The 23,588-nt window shown below is 71.0% G+C and carries 21 protein-coding genes; 15 read left to right on the top strand and 6 right to left on the bottom strand.

The genetic code is table 11. The features are described 5' to 3' along the window. The first annotated feature begins 22 nt into the window (after positions 1-22). Positions 23-664: a Pr6Pr family membrane protein gene (locus tag EDF21_RS05230; protein ID WP_148053634.1), complete on the top strand. Its 642-nt coding sequence runs from the start codon at positions 23-25 to the stop codon at positions 662-664. Here the strand turns inward: EDF21_RS05230 and EDF21_RS05225 are convergent. Together EDF21_RS05225 and EDF21_RS05220 are read right to left on the bottom strand one after the other, a co-directional pair. Next, complete coding sequence (locus EDF21_RS05225) at positions 646-1,380, bottom strand: YqaJ viral recombinase family protein (RefSeq protein WP_233568363.1); 735 nt, start codon at positions 1,378-1,380, stop codon at positions 646-648. The two genes, EDF21_RS05230 and EDF21_RS05225, sit on opposite strands and share 19 nt — an antisense overlap. 88 nt (positions 1,381-1,468) lie before the next feature. Next, entirely contained in the window at positions 1,469-2,659 is a 1,191-nt protein-coding gene (locus tag EDF21_RS05220; RefSeq protein WP_056046530.1) for an ROK family transcriptional regulator, read from the bottom strand. A 217-nt stretch (positions 2,660-2,876) separates the two neighbouring features. Between EDF21_RS05220 and EDF21_RS05215 the strand changes: the two genes are divergently transcribed. The 12 genes from EDF21_RS05215 (at position 2,877) to rplL (ending at position 15,101) form a co-directional block, all read left to right on the top strand. Then, positions 2,877-3,620, top strand: a complete 744-nt coding sequence (locus EDF21_RS05215; protein WP_123570514.1) for a sugar phosphate isomerase/epimerase — start codon at positions 2,877-2,879, stop codon at positions 3,618-3,620. Further along, on the top strand, positions 3,617-4,765 hold the full coding sequence (locus EDF21_RS05210) for a Gfo/Idh/MocA family protein (protein ID WP_056046529.1): 1,149 nt from the start codon (positions 3,617-3,619) through the stop codon (positions 4,763-4,765). Before EDF21_RS05215 ends, EDF21_RS05210 begins: the two co-directional genes overlap by 4 nt. Positions 4,766-4,915: 150 nt before the next feature. Then, positions 4,916-6,280 (top strand): sugar ABC transporter substrate-binding protein, encoded by a 1,365-nt coding sequence (locus EDF21_RS05205; protein WP_233568362.1) that lies wholly within the window; start codon positions 4,916-4,918, stop codon positions 6,278-6,280. Positions 6,281-6,359: 79 nt separating this feature from the next. Next, positions 6,360-7,355 carry a carbohydrate ABC transporter permease gene (locus EDF21_RS05200; RefSeq protein ID WP_082460311.1) on the top strand — a complete coding sequence of 332 codons (996 nt, stop codon included), beginning with the start codon at positions 6,360-6,362 and terminating at the stop codon, positions 7,353-7,355. Further along, complete coding sequence (locus EDF21_RS05195; RefSeq protein ID WP_043592933.1) at positions 7,348-8,187, top strand: carbohydrate ABC transporter permease; 840 nt, start codon at positions 7,348-7,350, stop codon at positions 8,185-8,187. Before EDF21_RS05200 ends, EDF21_RS05195 begins: the two co-directional genes overlap by 8 nt. Then, positions 8,184-9,356, top strand: coding sequence for a Gfo/Idh/MocA family oxidoreductase (locus EDF21_RS05190; RefSeq protein WP_347342498.1), 1,173 nt, complete (start codon positions 8,184-8,186; stop codon positions 9,354-9,356). The genes EDF21_RS05195 and EDF21_RS05190 overlap by 4 nt, the downstream gene beginning before the upstream one ends. 80 nt (positions 9,357-9,436) lie before the next feature. Then, on the top strand, positions 9,437-10,450 hold the full coding sequence (locus tag EDF21_RS05185; protein WP_056047744.1) for a sugar phosphate isomerase/epimerase: 1,014 nt from the start codon (positions 9,437-9,439) through the stop codon (positions 10,448-10,450). A gap of 15 nt (positions 10,451-10,465) precedes the next feature. Continuing rightward, positions 10,466-11,431, top strand: coding sequence for a PD40 domain-containing protein (locus EDF21_RS05180; RefSeq protein WP_123570512.1), 966 nt, complete (start codon positions 10,466-10,468; stop codon positions 11,429-11,431). Between the two features lie 133 nt (positions 11,432-11,564). After that, on the top strand, positions 11,565-12,302 hold the full coding sequence (locus EDF21_RS05175) for a response regulator transcription factor (protein ID WP_199736268.1): 738 nt from the start codon (positions 11,565-11,567) through the stop codon (positions 12,300-12,302). Then, positions 12,299-13,906 (top strand): HAMP domain-containing sensor histidine kinase, encoded by a 1,608-nt coding sequence (locus EDF21_RS05170; RefSeq protein WP_123570511.1) that lies wholly within the window; start codon positions 12,299-12,301, stop codon positions 13,904-13,906. The genes EDF21_RS05175 and EDF21_RS05170 overlap by 4 nt, the downstream gene beginning before the upstream one ends. Before the next feature lie 246 nt (positions 13,907-14,152). Further along, entirely contained in the window at positions 14,153-14,668 is a 516-nt protein-coding gene (rplJ, locus tag EDF21_RS05165; protein WP_043592926.1) for a 50S ribosomal protein L10, read from the top strand. Between the two features lie 49 nt (positions 14,669-14,717). Next, a complete protein-coding gene (gene rplL / locus EDF21_RS05160; RefSeq protein ID WP_056046519.1) occupies positions 14,718-15,101 on the top strand; it encodes a 50S ribosomal protein L7/L12 in 384 nt (127 codons plus the stop codon). A gap of 129 nt (positions 15,102-15,230) precedes the next feature. Here the strand turns inward: rplL and EDF21_RS05155 are convergent, their stop codons facing one another. Both EDF21_RS05155 and EDF21_RS05150 read right to left on the bottom strand, forming a co-directional pair. Continuing rightward, positions 15,231-16,673, bottom strand: coding sequence for an APC family permease (locus tag EDF21_RS05155; protein WP_123570510.1), 1,443 nt, complete (start codon positions 16,671-16,673; stop codon positions 15,231-15,233). 42 nt (positions 16,674-16,715) lie between these two features. Continuing rightward, entirely contained in the window at positions 16,716-18,311 is a 1,596-nt protein-coding gene (locus EDF21_RS05150) for a LuxR C-terminal-related transcriptional regulator (RefSeq protein WP_123570509.1), read from the bottom strand. A 302-nt stretch (positions 18,312-18,613) separates the two neighbouring features. Between EDF21_RS05150 and EDF21_RS05145 the strand changes: the two genes are divergently transcribed. Then, positions 18,614-20,488: an ABC transporter ATP-binding protein gene (locus EDF21_RS05145; RefSeq protein ID WP_123570508.1), complete on the top strand. Its 1,875-nt coding sequence runs from the start codon at positions 18,614-18,616 to the stop codon at positions 20,486-20,488. Between the two features lie 15 nt (positions 20,489-20,503). On the opposite strand, the gene EDF21_RS05140 is transcribed toward EDF21_RS05145, so the two are convergent. Both EDF21_RS05140 and EDF21_RS05135 read right to left on the bottom strand, forming a co-directional pair. Next, positions 20,504-21,238, bottom strand: a complete 735-nt coding sequence (locus EDF21_RS05140; RefSeq protein ID WP_233568361.1) for a DUF305 domain-containing protein — start codon at positions 21,236-21,238, stop codon at positions 20,504-20,506. Next, positions 21,235-21,909, bottom strand: coding sequence for a DUF3105 domain-containing protein (locus EDF21_RS05135; protein ID WP_123570507.1), 675 nt, complete (start codon positions 21,907-21,909; stop codon positions 21,235-21,237). Before EDF21_RS05135 ends, EDF21_RS05140 begins: the two co-directional genes overlap by 4 nt. Before the next feature lie 245 nt (positions 21,910-22,154). Between EDF21_RS05135 and EDF21_RS05130 the strand changes: the two genes are divergently transcribed. Continuing rightward, positions 22,155-23,519 (top strand): cystathionine beta-synthase, encoded by a 1,365-nt coding sequence (locus EDF21_RS05130; RefSeq protein WP_123570506.1) that lies wholly within the window; start codon positions 22,155-22,157, stop codon positions 23,517-23,519. Positions 23,520-23,588: the final 69 nt, after the last annotated feature.

Below are 23,588 nucleotides of genomic sequence, written 5' to 3'. Positions count from 1 at the left end.
CGATGATGGGTACGGTGTGGACATGAGAGCATCGGTCGCCGTCCTGCGCGTCGCGGCTGCGGTCGCGGTCCTCGTCGCCGTCGTGGCCCAGTGGGAGAACAGCCTGCGCGACCCGGGGTACCGGTTCGTGGACTTCTTCGGGTACTTCACCATCCAGAGCAACCTCATCGTGCTGCTGGCCCTGGCGATCGGGGCGTTCACGGTGCTGCGCCGGACGACGCCGCCCCGGTGGACGGTCGCGGTGCGGGCGGCGGCGACCACGTACATCGCGTTGACCGGGCTGGTCTTCAACCTGCTGCTGGCGGGCTTGCCCTCGAACGACCCGTACACCGTGGGGTGGGCGAGCGACGTGTTCCACCGGGTGATCCCGCTCTACGTCGTGCTCGACTGGGTGCTCTTCGCCGACCGCGACCGCCAGCCCTGGCGGCGGTTGTGGCAGTTCCTGGCCTTCCCGTTGATCTGGGTGGTCGTCGTCCTGGCCCGGGGCGCCGACTTCGTGCCGTACCCCTTCCTCGACGTGGCGACCCTCGGCGGGGGCGTCGTGGCGCTCTGGTGCGTGGGCATCGCCGTCGCGGTCGCCCTGATCGGGGCGCTCGTCGTGGCGGCGTCGCGCCTGCGCCTCGTCGACCCGGATCGGCGCGTGACTCAGCGCAACGGATCGTAGGGCGGGGGTTCGTAGGCCTCGTAGGCGTCGGGCGGTGGCGGCGCCGACGCCCGACCGCCCGGCGCGAACGGGTCGACCGGCGCCTGTCGTGCAAGGGTGTCGAGCACCTGGTCGGCGAGGGCCACGAGACGGTGGATCTCGTCCTCGTCCCGCTCGACCCAGCGGCACTGCGGGTCACCGTGCAGGGGAACGAAGTCGGTGTGCTGCTCCCACACCACGAGGGTGCGCTCGGCGCCGAGCACGTACTGCTGCCAGGCCACCTGACGCAGGTACGAGCGGGGGATCGACGACCAGGCCTTCTTCGTCGTCTTGATCTCGCACAGTTCGACGGTGCCGTCGGTGCGGACGGTCACGCCGTCCGGGGTGGCCAGGTGTCGGCGCTGACCCACGGCGTGGAAGAGCTTCTGGCTGGACTCGATGCCGTGTCGCTGCAGCACCCACCGGGCGATCTCGGGCTCACGCGCCCGCCCGTGGTCGGTGTAGGCGTTGCCGCCGAAACCGTTGCCGTACAACTTGTCGAGCACGACGGCCTGCACGGCGCGCGGGCTCGAGAGTCGGGCGACGTCGGTGGCCGTGATGCCCTGGCTGCGAGCCCGCAGCCATGCGATGCGGTCCGACGAGTCGGCCAGCACGCGCGTCAGGTGCGCAGGAGGCGCGGCGGGGGTCGTCGGCTCGTCGTCGTCCCACAGGGCGAGCATGGGTTGGACGACGGTCATGGTGACCATTCTCCCTCGCCGGGGGCGCGAGGACGACACCCGCGCCTCCTCGTGTCGCGGCGGAGCGGCGAGCACCGGGAGCCCGCGGTCAGACGGCGGCGGCGAGCTCGTCGATCGCCGCGGGGGAGAGGGCGTGGTGGATCGCGAGCATGCTCGCGCCCATGAGTCCCGCCCGGTCGCCCGCCCGGGACGGCACGATGCTCAGGTGCTCGGTCGCGAGCGGCATCGACCGCTGGTAGACGACCTCGCGCACGCCGGCCAGCAAGTGCTCGCCGGCCTGCGCCATGGAGCCGCCGATCGCGATGACCGAGGGGTTGATCATGTTGACGCAGGCGGTCAGCACCTCGCCGAGGTCGCGACCCGCCTGGCGGACGGCCTGCACCGCGTCGACGTTGCCGGCCCGGACGAGCTCGACCACCTGGCGGCCACCCTCGCAGTCGTGGCCGAGGGCTCGCAGCGAGCGGGCGAGTGCCGGCCCGGAGGCGACGGCCTCGAGGCACCCCACGTTGCCGCAGTGGCAGACGACGCCGGCGCCGCGGGGGATCTGCACGTGGCCGATGTCGCCCGCGATGCCCTGGGCGCCGCGCTGCAGGCGACCGCCCGAGATGATGCCCGAGCCGATGCCGGTGGCGACCTTGACGAACAGGAAGTGGTCGGTGCCCGGCCAGGCGTGGCTGCGCTCGCCGAGGGCCATGATGTTGACGTCGTTGTCGACGAGGACGGGCACGTCGAGGTGGCGCCTCACCCAGCCCGGCACGTCGACGCCGTCCCAGCCGGGCATGATCGGCGGGTTCACCGGTCGACCCGTGCTGAACTGCACGGGGCCCGGCAGGCCGATCCCGACCCCGATGAGGTCGTCCCGGGTGCGACCGAGCCGGTCGAGCAGGGCGTCCGCCCCGGTCACCATGCCGGCGAGGGTCGTCTCGGGACCGTCGGCGATGTCGATCAGGCGACGGTCGCTGATCAGCTCGACGCCCATCAGGTCGGTCAGGGCGAGGTTGACGTGGCCCGCTCCGAAGTCCGCGGCCAGGACGACGCGCGCCGAGGGGATGAGCGCCACGCGAGAGGGAGGGCGGCCACCCGTCGAGACGGCGTCGGCGGAGGGGCCGACCAGACCGAGTTCGGCCAGGACGTCGAGGCGCAGGCCGATCGTCGACCGGGCGAGGCCCGTCATCGCCGCGAGTTCGGCCCGGGTGCGCGGCACGCCGTCGCGGAGCAGCTGGAAGATCTCGCTGGCTCCGGTGCTGCCGAGGGCAGACGACCTCGTCGTGTCGGACATGGCAGCAGTAAACCACAGCCCTCGGCGACGCCCGAGAGAACCCCGCCGAGAAAAGGTCGACTTTTGCTTGCGGGTCGACAGAAGCGGTCCTATGGTGAGTCTCGGTCGACGCCGACCGCCACTCTTCCGGGGGTGACCGGTCGACGGCTCGACCGCTGAGAGTCCCCGACGGTGCCCGTCGCCGTCGCACATCCACTCGGAAGAGGAGACACCCCTGGTGACCACCGCAAGCCCGATCTCGGTCCAGCTCTACACGGTCAGAGACGCCATCGCCGCCGACCTGCCCGGCACCCTGAAGCGCATCGCCGACCTCGGCTACACCCAGGTCGAGCCGTACGCCTTCGTCGACCGCGTCGACGAGTACGCCGAGGCCCTGCCCGCCGCCGGACTCACCGCGCCCAGCGCGCACGTCGGCCTGATCGGCAAGGACCTCGAGCCGATCTTCGCCGCCGCCACCCGTCTCGGCGTCGGCACGATCATCGACCCGCACATCGACGAGACCCGCTGGGTCACCCGTGAGGACGTCGAGGCGATCGCGAAGGAGCTGGGCGAGATCGCCGACGCGGCCGCCGCCCACGACCTCACCATCGGCTACCACAACCACGCCTTCGAGCTGGAGAACCTGATCGACGGCACCCCCGCCCTCGAGGTGTTCGCCGCGGCCCTGTCCGCGAACGTCGTGCTCGAGATCGACACCTACTGGGTCGAGGTCGGCGGCGTCGACGCCGCCGAGCTGCTCGCCCGCCTCGGCGACAAGGTGCAGTTCCTCCACGTGAAGGACGGCCCGAAGAACAAGAACGACGTCGAGCAGGTCGCCGTCGGGCGCGGGTCGATGCCCGTCCGCGACATCCTGCAGGCGGCCCGTCAGGCCACCCCCGTCGTCGAACTCGACGACCACGCCGGTGACGTGTTCACCGCGCTCGCCGACAGCCTCGAGTTCCTGCAGGGGGTCCGCGCATGACCGACGTGACGACGGCCTCGCGGCCCGCCGTCGCCTCCGACGGCAAGACCGGCCCGGTGGGCGTCGGGGTCATCGGCGCCGGCGTGATCAGCGACCAGTACCTCGGCAACCTCACGCAGTTCCCCGACCTCGAGGTGCTCTTCATCGCCGACATCGACCAGGCCCGCGCGGCGGCCCAGGCCGAGAAGTGGGGCGTCCCCGCCAGCGGCACGGTCGACGAGTTGCTCGCCCTCGACGACGTCGAGATCGTGGTCAACCTGACGATCCCGGCGGCCCACGTCGACGTGGCGCTGCAGGCCGTCGCCGCGGGCAAGCACGTCTGGGGTGAGAAGCCCTACGCCCTCGACCGCGAGAGCGGTGCCCGGCTGCTGGCCGCCGCGAAGGAGGCGGGCGTCCGCGTGGCCGTCGCTCCGGACACGTTCCTCGGCGCCGGTCTGCAGACCGGACTGCGGGTCGTGAAGCGCGGCGACATCGGCACGCCCCTGACCGGCCTCGCGCTCTTCCAGGTGCCCGGCCCCGAGTCGTGGCACCCCAGCCCCGAGTTCCTCTTCGCCTACGGCGCGGGACCGATGTTCGACGTCGGCCCGTACTACCTGACCACGCTCGTGCAGGTCTTCGGACCCGTCGCGAAGGTCACGGCCACGGCGTCGAAGGCCCGGGACAGCCGGGTCATCGGCTCGGGGCCGAAGGCCGGAACGGTCTTCCCCGTCGAGGTGCCGACCCACGTGAGCGCCCTGCTGCAGTTCGAGAGCGGCGCCAGCGCGCAGGCCGTCTTCAGCTTCGACTCGAAGCTGGCCCGTGCCGGCTTCGTCGAGATCGCCGGGACCGAGGGCACGGCCGTGTTCCCCGACCCGAACGAGTTCGAGGGCGACACGACGGTCCACACGGGCACCGACGAGCCGGCGGTCGTCGCGGCCACGGGTTCGACCTTCACCCGCGGCACCGGCGTCGCCGAGCTCGCCCAGGCCATCCGCGAGGGTCGCCGTGAGCGCGTGCCCGGCGAACTCGCCTTCCACGTCCTCGACGTCATGGTCTCGCTGGCCGAGTCCGCCGAACGCGACGAGAGCGTCCGCGTCGACTCGACCCTCGAGCCCACGCCCGAGCTGCCCGAGAGCTGGGACCCCTCCGTCCCGACCCTCGGCTGATCCAGTGCGGTGCCGGCGCCTCCTCGACGCCGGCACCGCGCCTCCCGACCCGTCCACCCCCTCAGCGCACCACCCGCACCACCCGCACCACCCGCACCACCGGAGTCACCACAGCACCACGAACCCCCGCACCACCCCTTCCCTCACTCGATGAAGAGAAATCTCGAAGAAGAGACACCAGGAGAAGTCATGCAAACGAAGTTCCGTTGGCTCGCCGCCCTCGCGGTCGGAGCCCTCTCGGTCGGATCGATGACCGCCTGCAGCGCCTCGGGCGGCAGCGGCGACGCCGACACGATCACCTACTGGGCCAGCAACCAGGCTCCGACGGTCGAGAAGGACGCCGAGATCCTGCAGGAGAGCATCGACCGCTACACGGAGGAGACCGGCGTCAAGGTCGACCTCGAGGTCATCCCGTGGTCCGACCTCTACAACCGCATCCTCACCGCCGTCTCGAGCGGCGAGGGGCCCGACGTCCTCAACATCGGCAACACCTGGGCGGTGTCGCTGCAGTCCAGCGGTGCCTTCGTGCCCTGGGAGGGCGACGCCCTCGACCAGGTCGGTGGCCAGGACCGCTTCGTGCAGTCCAGCTTCGCCACCGGCGGTGCCGAGGGTCAGGCACCCACGTCGATCCCGCTCTACGGGCTGTCGTACTCGCTGTACTACAACACGAAGATGTTCGAGGCCGCGGGCATCACCACCCCGCCCGCCACCTGGGACGAGTTCGTCGAGGACGCCAAGAAGCTGACGGTCGACACCGACGGCGACGGCACGATCGACCAGTGGGGCGTCACCATGGCCGGGTCGAGCATCTCGAACAACGCCCACCAGGCGTTCGTCCGGGGCCTGCAGAACGGAGGCGCGCTGTACGACGAGGACGGCGAGCCCGACTTCGGCAACGACGGCGTCGTCAAGGGCGTCAAGGAGTGGGTCGACCTGATGGCGGTCGACAAGGTGGTCTCACCGTCCGACGCCGAGAGCGTGAACGGTTCGGACATGGCGGCGACGTTCGCGGACGACAAGGCCGCGATGTTCTTCGACCAGGCCCCCGACGCGAACCTCTCGGCCCGTGACTTCACCGACTACGCCGCGGCACCCGTGCCGATGGAGTCCGCCGACGCGACCGGTCTGCTGGGCACCCAGAGCCACGTGGCCGGCATCAACGTGAGCGTCTTCGAGAACAGCGGCAACAAGGACGCGGCGATCGACTTCGTCAAGCACCTGACGAGCGACTCCGAGCAGGTGTACCTGAACAAGGCGTTCAGCTCGCTGCCCGTGGTCACGAGCGCGTACGACGACCCGGCGTTCCAGTCGGACACGATCAAGCTGAAGCAGACGATCCTCGAGGACCACGCCCAGCCCATGCCCCTCTACCCCTCCGAGGGGCAGATGGAGACCTTGGTCGGCACCGCGATCAAGAACCTCCTCGCCACCGCAGCCCAGGGCGGTTCCGTCAGCGAGTCCGACGTCAAGTCGGCCCTCGAGGACGCGAACAGCCAGATGAGCTCGGGTCAGTAGCCCGTCCCACCGCCCGTGACGGGGGCGGCCGGTCGGATCGACCGGCCGCCCCCGCCACCCAGGCCCCGAGAGGACCCTCATGACCGTCAACGTCCTGCCCCCCGCCACCGCCGAGAAAGACCTCCCGCCCGACCCGCACCAGCAGGCCCCGATCGAGCCGGCCAAGCGCAAGAAGCACCGATCGCCGCTCGCCTACTTCCTGGTGGCGCCCGCCGCCCTGGCCGAACTGCTCGTCCACATCGTCCCGATGGTGCTCGGCATCTGGATCGCGTTCATCACGCTGAACCAGCTCAGCATCGCCAACTGGGTCAACGCGCCCTTCGTCGGCCTGCAGAACTTCGTCACCGCGCTCGACCCGTCCTCGCCCATCGCCGGCCAGCTGTACGGGGCCCTGGGGCGCACGCTGATGTTCACCGTCATCGTGGTGGCCATCGCCTGGAGCATGGGCATGCTCGGCGCGGTGCTCCTGACCAGCTCGTTCAAGGGCCGCGGCATCCTCCGCACGCTCTTCCTCGTGCCCTACGCCCTGCCGTCGTACGTCGGCACCATCGCCTGGGCCTTCATGTTCAACCAGCGCGACGGGGCCATCAACCGCTTCCTGGTGGACGACCTCGGCATCCTGCAGGACCGGCCCTTCTGGCTGCTCGGCGGCAACTCGTTCTGGGCCATCGTCATCGTGACGGCGTGGCAGTTCTGGCCCTTCGCCTTCCTGATGCTGCTCGCCGCGTTGCAGAACATCCCGGGCGACGTCTACGAGGCCGCGAGCCTCGACGGCGCCAGCCTCTGGAAGCAGTTCACCCAGATCACCCTGCCCATGGTCAAGCCGGCCAACGCCGTGCTGCTGTTGATCATGAGCCTGTGGATCTTCAACCAGTTCAACGTGCCCTACGTGCTCTTCGGCCCGGCGTCGCCCGAGCAGGCGACGCTCATCTCGCCGTTGATCTACCAGCAGTCGTTCAACAACTGGAACTTCGGCCTCGGCGGTGCCATGAGCGTGATGCTCCTGGTCGTGCTGCTGATCGCGTCGGCGTTCTACATCCGCATGGTTCTGCCGAAGGGACAACACGATGATTGAGACCCGTGGGTTCAAGGTCTTCCGCTTCTTCGGGCTGGCCTTCCTGTCGCTCGTGGTGGTCGTCCCGCTCTACGTGGTGCTGACCACGTCGATCAAGCCGCTCGCCGACGTCCAGGGCTTGTTCACCTGGATCCCCAGCCGGGTGACGCTCGAGCCGTACGTGCAGATCTGGCAGACGGTTCCGCTGGCGTCGTACTTCAAGAACAGCCTGATCGTCACGATCTCGGCGACGGTGCTGTCGGTGGCCATGGCCGTGCTCGCCGCGTACTCACTGGCCCGCCTGCGGTTCAAGGGCCAGCGCAGCTTCAGCCTGGTCGTGCTGTCGACGCAGATGTTCCCGGGCATCCTGTTCCTGTTGCCGCTGTTCCTGATCTTCGTGCAGATCCAGCGCACGGTCGGCGTGCAGCTGACCGGCAGCTACCTCGGCCTGATCATCACCTACATGACGTTCTCGCTGCCGTTCTCGATCTGGATGCTGACGGGCTACTTCGCGTCGATCCCGAAAGAGCTGGAGGAGGCGTCGATGATCGACGGCACGGGTCGCCTCGGTGCCCTGTTCCGCGTGATCATCCCGGTCGCCAAGCCGGGCATCATCGCGGTCGCGGTCTACGCCTTCATCACGGCCTGGGGCGAGGTGCTGTTCGCCTCGGTGCTGACGAGCAAGGACACGCGCACGCTCTCCATCGGCCTCCGCGCCTACGCCTCGCAGCAGGACGTCTACTGGAACCAGCTCATGGCCGCCTCGGTCGTCGTCTCGCTGCCCGTGCTCATAGGCTTCATGCTCGTGCAGAAACACTTGATCACCGGACTGTCGTCGGGGGCCGTGAAGTGACCGAGCCGGCCGTGGCCACGGCGGTGGGGCCGGTGGGCGCCACCGCCGGCCCGGCCGGCCGGGCAGCGCCGAGCCGAGGAGGCGCGGGTCGCGTCGAACCCCTGCGCGTCGGCATCGTGGGCGGCGGCTTCATGGCGCGCGTGCACGCCGGCGCCGCGCGGTCGGCCGGCGCCCGCGTGGTCGCCCTCGCCTCCTCGAGCGCCGCCAGCGCGGCCCACGCGGCGGCGTCCCTGGGCGTCGACACCTCCCACGAGAGCGTCGACGACCTCGTCACCGATCCCGGCGTCGACGTCGTGCACGTCTGCTCGCCGAACGCCACGCACGCGCCCGTCGCGCTGGCGGCGCTCGCCGCCGGCAAGCACGTGGTCTGCGAGAAGCCGCTGGCGACCTCGAGCGCCGAGGCCGAGGCCCTGGTCGAGGCCGCCCGGGCCGGGCGACTGGTCGGTGCCGTGCCCTTCGTCTACCGCTACCACCCGATGGTGCGCGAGGCCCGGGCCCGCGTCGCCACGGGCGAGGTCGGCCGCGTGCTGAGCGTCCGGGGTTCGTACCTGCAGGACTGGTTGCTCGACAGCGACGACGTCGACTGGCGGGTCGACTCGGCCGCGGGTGGTCCCTCGCGGGCCTTCGCCGACATCGGCAGCCACCTGGTCGACCTGCTCGAGTTCGTCCTGGGCGACCGGCTGGCCCGGCTGACCTCGACGACCACCACCGTGCACACGCACCGCGGCGGCTCGTCGGTCGACACCGAGGACGAGGCGGCCGTCGTGTTCGAGACGGCACGGGGGGCGATCGGCACCCTCTTCGTGTCGCAGGTCGCGCCGGGTCGCAAGAACCGCCTCCTGCTCGACCTGTCGGGCACCGCCGAGAGCCTCGAGTTCTCGCAGGAGGAGCCCGAGACGCTCTGGGTCGGACGCCGGTCGGGCACGCAACTCGTGGCCCGCGACGCGGCCGTGCTCGCACCCGACGCCGCCCGCCTGTCGACCGTCCCCGCCGGGCACCCGATGGGCTACGTCGACGCGTTCGCGGGGTTCGTGCGCGACGCCCACGACGCCGTCCGGGGCGGGACCCCCGAGGGGCTGCCCACCTTCGTCGACGGCCTGCGCGCCGTCCGGGTGACCGAGGCGGTCCTCGCGTCCGCCGCGTCGCGCCGGTGGGTCGACCTGCCCTGACCCCGACCGTCCCGACCCCGTCGCCGCCCGCACCGCCCCCGCCGCCCGCCCGCACCCCCGTCGCCCCCGAGAAGGAACCCATGGCCGAGAGCTCCCGCCCCGTCACCCTGTTCACCGGCCAGTGGGCCGACCTGCCCTTCGAGGAGGTCGCGGCACTCGCCGCCGGGTGGGGCTACGACGGCCTCGAGATCGCCGCGTCGGGCGACCACCTCGACCTCGAGCGCGCCGACCAGGACGACGCGTACCTGCGGTCGCGACTCGACGTGCTCGAGCGGCACGGCCTGGGGGTCTGGGCGATCTCGAACCACCTGACCGGGCAGGCGGTCTGCGACGACCCGATCGACTTCCGGCACCAGGCGATCGTGCGCCCGTCCACCTGGGGCGACGGCGAGCCCGAGGGCGTCCGGCAGCGGGCCGCGGAGGACATGAAGCGGGCGGCACGGGTGGCCCGCAAGATGGGCGTCGACACCGTCGTCGGCTTCACCGGCTCGAAGATCTGGCCCTACGTGGCGATGTTCCCGCCGGTCCCGGCGAGCGTGATCGACGCCGGCTACCAGGACTTCGCCGACCGCTGGAACCCCATCCTCGACGTGTTCGACGCCGAGGGCGTCCGGTTCGCCCACGAGGTGCACCCGAGCGAGATCGCCTACGACCACTGGACGAGCGTCCGGGCGCTCGAGGCCATCGAGCACCGGTCGGCCTTCGGCTTCAACTGGGACCCCTCGCACATGCTCTGGCAGGGGGTCGACACGGTGTCGTTCATCACCGACTTCGCCGACCGGATCTTCCACGTCGACTGCAAGGACACCCGCATCAAGCCCGTCAGCGGGCGCTCGGGCGTGCTCGGCTCCCACCTGCCCTGGGGCGACCCCCGCCGGGGCTGGGACTTCGTCTCGACCGGCCACGGCGACATGAAGTGGGAGGACGCCTTCCGCGCCCTCGACGCGATCGGCTACGACGGCCCGATCTCGATCGAGTGGGAGGACGCGGGCATGGACCGGTTGCACGGTGCTCCCGAGGCGCTCGCCTACATCCGTTCACTCCTCTGGAGACGACCGAGCGCCTCCTTCGACGCCGCCTTCTCGAACCAGTGACGGCAGACTGATCCCATGCCCCGAACCCTGCTGCCCGGCCAACGGAGCCGCCTGCTCGTCGTCGACCCCGCGACCGGCGACGTCGAGGTCGTCCTCGAGAGCACCCGCGTGCTCGTCGAGGCCCCGAACTGGAGCCCCGACGGTCGATGGCTCGTCGTCAACGGCGACGGCCTGCTCTGGCGGGTGCCCGCCGACGCCCGTGGGGTCGACGAGACGGCGCTCGAGCCGGTGCCGATGGGCGACGTGCCCGAGATCAACAACGACCACGTGATCGTTCCCGACCAGGGGGCCGTGATCGTGAGCGCCCGGGACGGCCACCTGTACGAGGTGCCGTGGGACGGCGTGACCCCGGGCGGCACCGCCCGCCGCGTGACGCGCGACCACCCGGCGGGCCGCAACCACAAGAACTACCTGCACGGCGTCTCGCCCGACGGTGCCACGCTCAGCGTGATCGTCGGCGCCCTGCCGGCGCCGGTCGACGACCCGGACGACGAGGAGGCGCGGGCCGGCTGGCGCACGAACGTCGCCCTGGTCTCGCTCGCCGACGGCGCGACCACGCCGGTGACCGACGACGAGCACCCCGACGACGGGGCCGAGTTCTCTCCGGACGGGGCGTGGCTGTGGGCGAACTCGGAGCGCGCCTCCGAGGGGGTCGCCGGCCACGCGCAGCTCTTCCGGAGCCGCCTGGACGGCGGAGACGTCGTGCAGGTGACCGACGACGAACGGGTCAACTGGTTCCCGCACGTGTCGCCCGACGGCTCGACGCTGCTCTGGGTGTCGTTCGAGCCCGGCACGCTCGGCCACCCCGAGAACCGCGACGTCGTGCTGCGCACCCTGCCCCTCGGTCCCGACGGCCTGCCCGTGCCGGGCCGGGCGCCACGCGACGTGCTCGCCCTCTTCGGCGGCCAGGGCACGATCAACGTGCCCTGCTGGGCCCCGGACTCGGCTCGTTTCGCCTGCGCCGACTACCCGTCCGCCTGACGCGCGCCCGGCGCCCCGGGTGCTCGCGGCCCGCGTGGTCGCCGTGGGCCGTCCGGGGACGATGCGCAGCCCGCTCATCGACCCGTCACAGTCGGTTCATAGGAACCGCTCGATACTTGGAGAGGTGACCACAATGACCCCCGCCACCGCCTCGGCCCCCCGCCTCACCCGTGCCGACGGAACGCCCCTCCGAGTCCTCGTCGTCGACGACGAGAACAGTCTCACCGACCTGCTCTCGATGGCCCTCCGCTACGAGGGATGGGACGTCAAGGCGGCCTCCGACGGTCAGGCGGCTCTCGCCACGGCGCGCGAGTTCAAGCCCGACGCGATCGTGCTCGACTGGATGCTGCCCGACATCGACGGCATCCAGGTGCTGGGTCGACTGCGGTCGAGCGGTGACGACACCCCGATCCTGTTCCTCACCGCGAAGGACAGCGTCGAGGACCGCGTGTCGGGTCTGACCGCCGGGGGCGACGACTACGTCACCAAGCCGTTCTCGCTCGAAGAGGTCGTGGCCCGGCTGCGTGGCCTGATCCGCCGGTCGGCCTCGGCCATCAGCGAGGCGGGCGACTCGCGGATCGTCGTCGGCGACCTCGTGCTCGACGAGGAGAGCTACGAGGTGACGCGCGCCGGTCGCGAGATCGAGCTGACCGCGACCGAGTTCGAGCTGCTGCGCTTCCTGATGCGCAACCCCCGCCGCGTGCTGAGCAAGGCGCAGATCCTCGACCGGGTCTGGAGCTACGACTTCGGCGGCAAGTCCAGCGTCGTCGAGATCTACATCTCGTACCTGCGCAAGAAGATCGACGTCGGCGAAGAGCCGATGATCCACACCGTGCGCGGCGTCGGTTACGTGATCAAGCCCACGTCGTGAGCGATGCCCTGCCCGCCCGGGTGGGCTCGCGCCTCCGGGGCCTGGTGGGCCGGGCGCCCGGTCTCGCCGGGCCGCTCACGCTGCGCAACCGCCTGATCCTCAGCATCGTCGCGCTCGTGGTGCTGCTGACCATCGTGATCGGCTCGGTCAGCGTGTTCGTGCTCCAGGCGTCGCTCATGCGTCAGCTCGACGACGAGCTCGAGGGGGCGACGGGCCGCTCCGTGCCCATGGTGAACGCGCAGGGCTCGACGAGCCGGCCCTACCTGACGCCCGACGGCGACGACCTCTCGGGCCCGCGGCAGTCGCCCGGCACCTTCACGGCCGTCGTCGTGAACGGGACGGTCGTGGCGGCGTACCAGGTCGAGCAGTCGGGTCGGGTCGTCACGCCGCGCCTGACCGACGACCTGACCTCGGTCGTGACGACCGTCGCCGGCTCGACCGCGCCCGAGTCCGTCTCGCTCGGGTCGGCGCTGGGGTCGTACCGGGTGGAGTCGCTCGCGGTCGGCTACCAGACGACCACCACGTCGGGCTCCCTCGCCACCACGCCGGCGTACCTCGTCGTCGGTCTGCCGACGAGCAGCGTCGACCGCACCATCACGGTCATGGTGGTCACGATCCTCGCGGTGACCCTCATCGGCCTCGCGGTCGCGATCGCGATCGCCTACGGGGTCGTGCGGAGCGCCCTCCGCCCGCTCGAGCGCATGTCCGACACGGCGCTGCGGGTCGCCGAACTGCCGCTCGACCGCGGCGAGGTGGCCCTCGCGGAACGCGTCGACGAGGCCGACGCCGACACCCGCACCGAGGTCGGCCGCGTCGGTGCGTCGCTCAACCGCATGCTGGGCCACGTGGCCGGGGCCCTCGAGGCCCGTCAGCAGAGCGAGAACAAGGTGCGGCAGTTCGTGGCCGACGCCTCGCACGAGCTGCGCACCCCGCTCGCGTCGGTCCGCGGCTACGCCGAGCTGACCCGCCGCATGAACACCGGACTGCCCGACGACGTGGTCTACGCCATGGGCCGCATCGAGTCGGAGTCGCTGCGGATGACCTCGCTCGTCGAGGACCTCCTGCTGCTCGCCCGCCTCGACGAGGGTCGCGACCTCGTCACGGGCGACGTCGACCTGACCAGGGTCGTGCTCGACACGGTCAACGACGCCCACGTGGCCGGACCCACGCACGACGTCGACGTGTACGTGCCCGACGAGCCGGTCACCGTGTCGGGCGACGCCATGCGCCTGCACCAGATCGTCGCGAACCTGTTGACGAACGTGCGCACCCACACGCCCGACGGCACCCACGTGCACGTCTCGCTCACGGTCGACGACACGTCGGGGGAGGCCGTCGTCTCGGTCGCCGACGACGGGCCGGGCATCGACCCGGCCGTGCTGCCCGTCCTGTTCGAGCGGTTCGCCCGCGCCGACAGCTCGCGGTCGCGGAAGGCCGGCTCCACGGGTCTCGGCCTCGCGATCGTCCAGGCCGTCGTCCACTCCCACGGGGGCACCGTCGATGTCGCGAGCTCGGCCGGGGGAGCGACCTTCACGGTCCGCCTGCCCCTCGCGACGCCCGCGGACGCACCCCACCGCGAAGCCGAGGAGGCGCGACTTGCGTGAGCGCGCCTCCTGCGTCTACTCTGTACGAAGCCCAAGACCGCCGGTTGTAGTCGTCTGCTCGCAGACGGGTGCCGAAGGTTCTCGAGAGAGAGCGACCAGCGCAGGTGTGTGAAGTCGTTCCTCTTCTCGAAGAGATCCAGCTCCGTGCGCTTGCGCCGGAGCTTTTTTCATTGGTGCGGCGCCGGTCTCGGCGCGGCCGAGTCGAGTTCCCGGGGGCTGCCGGCACACCCACGTTTTAGGAGAGCCATGGCGAACAAGGAAGCATCGGTCGCCGAGCTCACGGACAACTTCCGTGACTCGACCGCCGTCCTGCTCACCGAGTACCGCGGTCTCACTGTTGCCGAGCTGAAAGAGCTCCGCAAGTCCATCAGTGCAGACGCGACGTACGCCGTGGTGAAGAACACGCTCAGCAAGATCGCGGCCAACAACGCCGGAATCAGCTCGTTCGACGACGAACTCGTCGGACCGTCTGCGATCGCCTTCGTGCACGGTGACCCTGTCGCCGTCGCCAAGAGCCTGCGTGACTTCGCCAAGGCACACCCCGCTCTGATCGTGAAGAACGGTTACTTCGACGGTAACCCGCTCACGGCAGACGAGGTCAAGCAGCTCGCCGATCTCGAGTCCCGAGAGGTGCTGCTGGGCAAACTGGCCGGCGCCTTCAAGGCTTCGCTGTTCGGTGCTGCCTACCTGTTCCAGGCACCGCTGTCCCAGGCCGTTCGCACGGTCGAGGCGCTGCGTGCCAAGCAGGAAGCCGACAGCTAAACAGCTGTCGTACCAACCCACACTTTAGAAAACCCATAAGGAGAACACCATGGCGAAGCTCACGCAGGACGAACTGATCGAGGCCTTCAAGGAGCTCACGCTCATCGAGCTCAGCGACTTCGTGAAGAAGTTCGAAGAGGTCTTCGAGGTCACCGCTGCTGCCCCCGTGGCCGCTGCCGGTGCCGCCGGCCCCGCCGCCGCCGCTGAAGAGGTCGAAGAGCAGACCGCTTTCGACGTCGTCCTCGAGGCTGCCGGCGACAAGAAGATCCAGGTCATCAAAGAGGTCCGCGCGCTCACGAGCCTCGGTCTCGGCGAGGCCAAGGCCGTCGTCGACGGTGCTCCCAGCACCGTCCTCGAGGGTGCCACGAAGGACGCCGCCGAGAAGGCCAAGGCTCAGCTCGAGGCCGCCGGCGCGACGATCACCCTCAAGTAGTCGGCGGGCCCTCGCGGCCCTCTGCGCTTGAGCGGCACGTCTGCTCAGCACCACACGGAAGGCGCCACCCCTCGGGGTGGCGCCTTCTGGCGTTTCCGGTGGGGCGCGCCGACCACACGGACGGCCGGGTCACGAGGCGCGGGCCAGGACCGAGTGTCGGCGGCCGTACCCGAGGTACACCGCGGTGCCCACGACCATCCAGACGGCGAAGGCCGCCCAGGTGACCCACCCGAGGGTCACCATGAGCAGCACGCAGAAGGCGCAGCCGAGGACCGGGGTCAGCGGGTAGAGCGGCACCTTGTAGGTGCGGTCGAGCTCCGGGCGGTTGCGGCGCAGCCAGATGACCGACACGTTGACCAGGGCGAAGGCGAAGAGCGTGCCGATGCTCGTCGCGTCGGCCAGGGCGCCCAGGGGGATCACCGCCGCCGCGACGGCCACGGCTCCGCCGACGATCAGGGTGCCGGCGACGGGGGTCTGCGTGCGCGCCGAGACGCGGCCGAGGACGCGGGGCACGAGCCCGTCGCGGGCCATCGAGACGAAGATGCGCGTCTGACCGTAGAGCACCGTCAACACGACGCTCGCGATCGCCGCCACGGCGGTGACGGCGAAGAGGAACGCGACCCACGGCTGCCCCGTGATGTCGGCGACGATCGTGACGAGGGTCGCCTCGCCGTCGGTGAAGGTCGTCCACGGGCGCGCGCCGATCGCGGCGACGGCCACGAGGATGTAGAGCACCGTGATGATCACGATCGAGGCGATGATGGCGCGCGGCAGGTCGCGCTTCGCGTCGCGGGCCTCTTCGCCGGCCGTGGACGCCGCGTCGAAGCCGATGTACGAGAAGAACAGGCGCGAGGCCGCCGCCGAGACGCCGGCCGCGCCCATCGGTGCCAGCGGCTCGAAGTTCCTGGCGCGGAAGGCCGTGAAGGCGACGGCGACGAAGAACACGAGCAGCGCCACCTTGACGACGACGAGCAGGGTGTTGACCCAGGCGCTCTCGCGCGCGCCGGGAACGAGCACGAGGGTGGCGAGCAGGACGAGGACCGCGGCGGGCAGGTTGAGGACGCCGCCGGCGCCCGGGGGCTCGGCGATCGCGGCCGGCAGGGCGAGCCCGAACACGTCGAGGGCCTCGTTCACGTACTGCCCCGCCCCGACGGCGACGGCCGCGACCGAGACGGCGTACTCGAGCACGAGGCACCACCCGCAGACCCACGCGATGCCCTCGCCGAGCGTCGCGTACGCGTACGAGTAGCTCGACCCCGACACGGGCACGCTGCCCGCCATCTCGGCGTACGACAGGGCCGACAGCAGGGCCGCGACGCCCGCGAGGACGAACGAGATCCAGACGGCGGGGCCGGCCAGCGGGACGGCGGTGCCCAGCACGACCAGGATGCCCGTGCCGAGGGTCGCCCCGATGCTGATCGCCGTGAGGTGCCAGACGCCCAGGGTGCGTCGCAGACGGGGGCCGCCGTCGGCGGATGCTGCGCTCTCGGCGACGTAGGCCTCGAGGGGTTTGCGCGCGCTCAGCTGGGCGAGGAGGGACGGACGGGACGTGACGCGGGACTCGTGGGGCACCGCGAGAGGTTACCCCACGGCCGGCACCGCGCCTCCTCGTCCCTAGTCGTCGAGGTCGAGGCCGAGCTGCTTGACGCGGGTCATCGCCTCGCGCCGCGACGACGCCTGCAGCTTGCGGTAGATGCTGCGGACGTGGCTCTTGACGGTGTTGACCGAGATGAACAGCTGGCTGCCGATCTGGCCGAGGGTCTGACCGGTGGCCAGGTGCCGGACGATCACGAGCTCGCGGTCGCTCAGCGGCTCGGCGAGCTGCGGCACGACGTCGGCCGTGGTCCCGCGCAGGCGGTCGAGCACCCCGACGATGGCGGCCGGCTGGCGACGGCCGACGGCGCGCTGCACGAGGTGGTCGAGGACGTCCTCCGGCAGGGTGGCGAAGAGCCAGATCGACCCGTTGTGACCCGCGCTCAGCAGGGCCTGGTCGAAGGCGATGTCGCTGCGCGCGGCGTCGCCGAGGGCGAGGTGTGCGGCCGCCTGGAGGGCGTGGACCTGGCCCATCGTGCGCTCGCTGTGCAGGTCGCCGATGGCGAGGCACGGCTCGAGCGCCTCGAGGGCGGCCTCGGGTTCACCGGCGGCGAGGTGCACGAGGGCGAGCACGCGACCGGGACAGCGGATGTGGTGGTGCGACGACGTCACCGACGACGCGAGTCGACGGGCCTCGTGCGGCTGACCGAGCAGGCGCATGGTCTCGGCCCGCAACACCGTGGCCGAGTCGGTGAGGGCACTGTGCCCGGTGAACCCGTCGATGGTGCGGGTGATCCGCGCCAGCAGGTCGAGCACCTCGATGTAGCGGCTCTCGGACAGCAGCACGTGCGCTTCGGCGAACAGGCCGAGCGCCTCCCAGTCGCTGCCGCGCGACGCCTGCCGCACGTCGGCGAGCAGGCCCTCGTGGCCGCTCACGGCCTCGCCGCGTTCGAGGGCGAGGTGCACGCGCGTGATCTGGGTGAGGGCCCCGAACGAGCTCCCCAGCAGGTCGGTGCCGTCGGCGAGCTCGCGGGCGAGGTCGACGTGGCGGTCGGCGAGGTCGAAGTCGCCGATCAGCATCGCGACGAAGGCGAGCGCCGAGAGGCACTCGACCCGCTCGGCGGTGCTGAGGTGGTCCTCGCCGAGACCGTTCGCGAGGCTCAGGGCGAAGCGGGCCTGGTCGATCTCGCCGTAGTGCAGCCGGATGAGGCCGAGCTGCAACGAGAAGGAGGCGCTGAGCGAGATGCGCACGCTGATCGACTCGGCGAGGTCGTTCTCGATGAGGGTCCGGGCGACCTCGAGGTGCTCGTGGGCCACGACGAAGTTGCCGAGGGTGCGCAGCGACGCCCCGAGGTGCACGTGGTAGCCCGCCCGGATGTCGAGCGGCAGGTCGGGGTCGGCGTCGAGCGCCTTGGCGACGCCGCGGAACCAGGGCAGGGCCGCACTGCGCGAGCGGGAGCCGACCGAGCGGTGGCTCGCCGCCAGGGCGAGCAGGATGCGGGGTCGGCCGCGCCATTCCTCTTCGGGCGTCGAGCGGATGGCCTCGCGCAGACGCGCTCCCTGCAAGGGGGCGATCTGGGTCCAGCCCTGCTCGATGGCATCGAGAGCGGCCCGGTGGTCGGCGGGCTGCAGTTCGGCACTCGGCGGTTCGACGGCCGTGGGGTTCGACGTGTTCACGATGGTCCTAGCTCGGCCGCTTCGGGAGGCTCGCCCGTCGGGTAGGGAGAACGCGGCTGCCGGAGCCTGGTCAGGTGCACCGACACCGCCATACTAAACTGAGTGTTCATTACGCCGTATGGTCTGTCGGGCATTGCGCCCACAACTGGGGGACGAACGGTCGTTCTACGGCGTGTCGCGGCGTGTCGCGGTGAGGCTCTTTTCCGGGGGACGGCAACGGTGACGGCAACCGCGAACGGCGACGACGCGTCGGCGTCCGACGGTGGGCCACTCGTGACGGGGGTCGGGCCTACGCTGACCGGATGAGTTCGATGCACGCCCCCGCAGGCGGTCCCCGGGGCGGAGGCCGACCGGGCGGGTCCGGCCGGGTCTCGAGCGGCGACGCCGAGGCCCAGCGTGCGGCGAACGCCACCGCGCCGCGCATCCCCGACCTGTTCCGTCGCATCCGCGGCCTGTTCGCCCCGCACCGGCGAGCCCTCGTCGTCACCGTCGTGCTCGTCCTGATCGGGGCCGCCGTCAGCGTGGCTCCACCGCTGCTCACCAAGCAGGCGTTCGACCGGGGGCTGTTCCCGCAGGGCGGTCCCGACGTGCCCGTGCTGCTCGAACTGGTGGGCGCCATGGTGGGGCTCTGGGTGCTGTCCGCCGGCATCGGCGTCTGGCAGACGTACCTGACCGCCACGGTCGGCAACAAGGTGATGGGTGCGTTGCGCATCCGCCTCTTCGGCCACCTGCAGCGCATGGAGCTCGCGTTCTTCACCCGCACCAAGACCGGGGTCATCCAGTCACGCCTGCAGAACGACGTCGGCGGCGTCGCGAACGTGCTGAGCAACACCATCTCGAGCGTCCTCGGCAACACGGTCACGGTCATCGCGGCCTTCGTGTCGATGCTCGTGCTCAGTTGGCAGATGACCGTCGTCACGGTCGTCCTGCTGCCGCTGCTGGTGGTGGCCCAGCGACGGGTGGGCCAGGTGCGCGCCCGCATCGCCACCAAGACGCAGGAGTCGCTCAGCGACATGACCGCCATCACGCAGGAGGCGCTGAGCGTCAGCGGCATCCTGTTGGCGAAGAGCTTCAACCAGCAGCGCGCCGAGGTCGAGCGCTACTCGGCCGAGAACCGCACCCAGATCGGGTTGCAGGTGCGTCAGCAGATGAGCGGGCAGTGGTTCTTCGCCGTCGTCCAGATCTTCCTCTCGGTCATCCCCGCCCTCATCTACCTCGTCGCGGCCTGGCTGATCCTCCGGGACGTGCCCGTGACGGCGGGCACGATCGTGGCCTTCACCACGGTGCAGGCCCGCTTGACCTTCCCGCTCATGGGGCTGCTGCGGGTGGCCCTCGACCTGCAGACCTCCGGAGCGCTGTTCGCCCGCATCTTCGAGTACCTCGACCTCCACCCGGCGATCACGAACGACCCCTCGGCCGAGCCGGTCGACGAGACGCAACTCGGCCGGGTCGAGTTCGACGACGTCTCGTTCTCGTACCCCGACGCCGAGCCCGGGCAGAAGACCCTCGACGGCGTCTCGTTCGACATCGCACCGGGTCAGTTCGCCGCCTTCGTCGGCCCGAGCGGTGCCGGCAAGACGACCGTCTCGTACCTGATCCCTCGGTTCTACGAGGCGTCCGGCGGGGCGGTGCGCTTCGCGGGCACCGACGTCCGGCGCCTCGACCAAGAATCGCTGGTCGGCAACATCGGCATCGTCAGCCAAGAGACCTACCTCTTCCACGCCAGCATCGGCGACAACCTCCGGTACGCGCGACCCGACGCGACCGACGAACAGTTGGTCGACGCAGCCCGGCAGGCGAACATCCACGAGACCATCGCGTCGTTCCCCGACGGCTACGACACGATCGTGGGCGAGCGGGGTTATCGGCTCTCGGGCGGCGAGAAACAACGCATCGCCATCGCTCGCGTCCTGTTGAAGGACCCCGCCGTCATGGTCCTCGACGAGGCGACGAGCGCCCTCGACACGGTGTCCGAGCGCGTGGTGCAAGAGGCCCTCGACACGGCGACCCGTGGCCGGACGACGATCGCCATCGCGCACCGGCTCTCGACCGTGCGCGACGCCGACGTCGTGTTCGTCGTGGTGGCCGGTCGCGTCGTCGAGCGGGGGACGCACGACGAGCTGCTCGCCCTGGGCGGGGTGTACGCCGAGCTGTACGGGCAGCAGGTGTCGTCGTAGCGCTGCGGCGTCCCGTCAGCCGCGCTCGACGAGCATCGCCTGCATGGCGTCGACCTCGCTCTGCTGCGTCTGCAGCATGCCCGAGGCGAAGGCCCGCACCTGCGGCACCTCGCTGCGCGCCAGGACGGCGTCGGCCATCTCGATGCCGCCCTCGTGGTGCGCGATCATCAAGGTCAGGAAGATCCGCTCGGCGTCGACGCCGTTCGCGGAGTCCAGGGACGCGAGCTGCTCGTCGGTCGCCAGCCCCGGCATGCGGCCGCCGGGTTCGTGGGTGGCGACGGGCGTGGCCGAGCCGCCCGCGCCTCCGTCGTCGGTCATGTGGTGGCTGCCGTAGTCCCCGTCGAGGGTCGGTCGGGTCATCCAGGTCATGGTCGGCTCCGAGGGCGCCTGCGGGAGGCGCCACAGCTCGAGCCAGGCGTACATCTGACCGGCCTGCTGCGACTGCGTGAGGGCCATGTCGTAGGCCAACGAGCGCACCGCGGGGTCGTCGGTCCGGTCGCGGACCATCATCGCCATCTGCACGGCCTGCTCGTGGTGCACCTGCATGTCGCGCGAGAACCCCGCCTCGACGCTGTCCGTACCGGGCGTGACGGGGGTGGGCGAGCTGAGCCGCCCGAGCGCGACGCCGACCAGCAGCACGATCGCCACGGTCATGACCCCCGCGATCACCAGCCTCAGCCGACGACCCGAGGAGGCGCGGTGCGGTCCCGCCCCGTCGGTCGCGTCGTCGTCGTGCCCCGGTGCCGTCACGCGATCTTGCCGGTGCCGTCCACGCCGCCGCTGCACGGCGCACCGGGCTCGGGGGCGTTCGTGGACTTCCAGTACTTGGTGACGAAGTCGGACACGGTGGCCTCGTCGTCGGTCACGTTCGCGAAGGGCAACTGGGCGCCCCAGGCCGAGACGTACATGGGGGAGTCGAGGCCCTCGTAGGGCGAGACGACCGCGTACGTGTCGGGGGCGAAGTCGCGCAGCGCCTCGATCTCGCCCTCGCTGACCTGCTCGGGGTCGTAGGTGAACCAGACGGCGCCGTGCTCGAGGTCGTGGACGGCGTTCTCGTTCGGCACGGGCTCGGTGTAGACGCCGCAGTTCAGCCAGATCTGGTTGTGGTCGCCGCCCGCGGGAGGGGTCATCGCGTAGTCGACGCTGCCGCCGACGTGGTTCGCGGTGAGGTCGGAGTAGGTCTTCACGCCGTCGATCTCGATGGCCTGGGGGTCCTGCCGCGGCTGGCCGCTCGTCACGACGAAGGTGACGACCAGCGCGATGGCCGCCGCGCCCGCGACCGAGGCGGTGACGATGCCGATGGTGCGGTTGCGCTTCGCCCGGGCCTGTTGCCGCTTGAGCTCGGCCACCTTCTCGTGACGCCGGGCGTCTCGCTGCTGCTTGACGGTGGGTTTGTCGGTCGGCTTGTCGCTGCTGGCCACGGGGGTCCTCTGGGGTCGGGGAGGTGGTCGGGACGCACCCGATCGTGGATGCGTCACCCATTTTCTCTCACGACTGCCTGGGAGGCGCGTGCCAGCCGGTCGGGCCCGCCGACCCTCCGTCACACGCCACGACCCCGTCGTTAGACTCGACGAACGGGTCCGGCGGGGACGCCCCGACCGACCCGACCACCCGAGTCGTCGACCTGCGCGCGCCCCACGAGGGCCCCGCGAGAACCGGAGCACCCGTGAAGTACGCCGAGACCGTCCTCGACCTGATCGGTGACACGCCGCTCGTCAAGCTGAACAAGGTGACCGAGGGCATCACGGCGACCGTGCTCGTCAAGGTCGAGTACGTCAACCCGGGCGGTTCGTCGAAGGACCGCATCGCGACGCGCATCATCGACGCGGCCGAGCGCGACGGCCTGCTCGGGCCCGGGGGCACCATCGTCGAGCCGACCAGCGGCAACACCGGGGTGGGCCTCGCCCTCGTCGCCCAGCAGCGCGGCTACCGCTGCGTCTTCGTCCTGCCCGACAAGGTCGGCGAGGACAAGCGCAACGTGCTCAAGGCCTACGGCGCCGAGATCGTCGTCACGCCGACCGCCGTCGAGCCGACCAGCCCCGAGTCGTACTACAGCGTCTCCGACCGCCTCGCGCGCGAGATCCCCGGGGCGTTCAAGCCGAACCAGTACGCCAACCCCAACGGGCCGCTCAGCCACTACGAGACGACGGGCCCCGAGATCTGGCGCGACACCGACGGCCGCATCACGCACTTCGTCGCGGGCGTGGGCACCGGCGGCACCATCAGCGGTACCGGCCGCTACCTCAAGGAGGTGTCCGGAGGCGCGGTGCAGGTCGTCGGCGCCGATCCCGAGGGCAGCGTCTACAGCGGGGGCACCGGCCGTCCCTACCTGCTCGAGGGCGTCGGCGAGGACTTCTGGCCGGCCGCTTACGACCCCTCGGTCGTCGACCGCATCATCGCCGCGGACGACGCCCGTTCGTTCGAGCTGACCCGGCGCCTCGCCCGCGAGGAGGGACTGCTGGTCGGCGGCTCGTCCGGCCTGGCCGTCGCGGCCGCCCTCGACGTGGCCCGCGAGCTCGGCCCCGACGACGTCGTCGTCGCCCTGCTGCCCGACGGCGGGCGCGGCTACCTCGGCAAGATCTTCAACGACGCGTGGATGCGCTCGTACGGCTTCGGCGTCAGCCACGACGAGCGGTCGGTCCGCGACCTCATCGCCTCGAAGACCGGGCAGCTGCCCGACCTCGTCCACGCCCACCCGTCCGACACCGTCCACGACGTGATCGGCATCATGAAGACCTACGGCGTCTCGCAGATGCCCGTGCTCTCGGCCGAGCCCCCGGTCGTCATCGGCGAGGTCGTCGGCGCCATCGAGGAGAAGGCGTTGCTCGAGGCCATCTTCCGCGGCGGCGCGACCATGGGCGACGCCGTCTCGGCGTACCTCGGCGACCCCCTGCCCCTGATCGGCGTGAAGGAACCCGTCTCGGCGGCCCGATCCGCGCTCGAGTCCGTCGACGCCCTGCTCGTCACCGACGACGGCCGCCCGGTCGGCGTCGTCACCCGCCAGGACGTCCTCTCCTTCCTGTCCTCCTGAGCGGCCGGGGCGGCACCGTCACCCGGCGGCCCGGCCCGCGCCTCCTCGTCCCTCCTCCGTCTGCACCAC

The organism is Frigoribacterium sp. PhB118 (genome assembly GCF_003751725.1).
Classification (GTDB): Bacteria; Actinomycetota; Actinomycetes; order Actinomycetales; family Microbacteriaceae; genus Frigoribacterium.
This window is presented reverse-complemented; position numbering and strand designations above follow the sequence as displayed.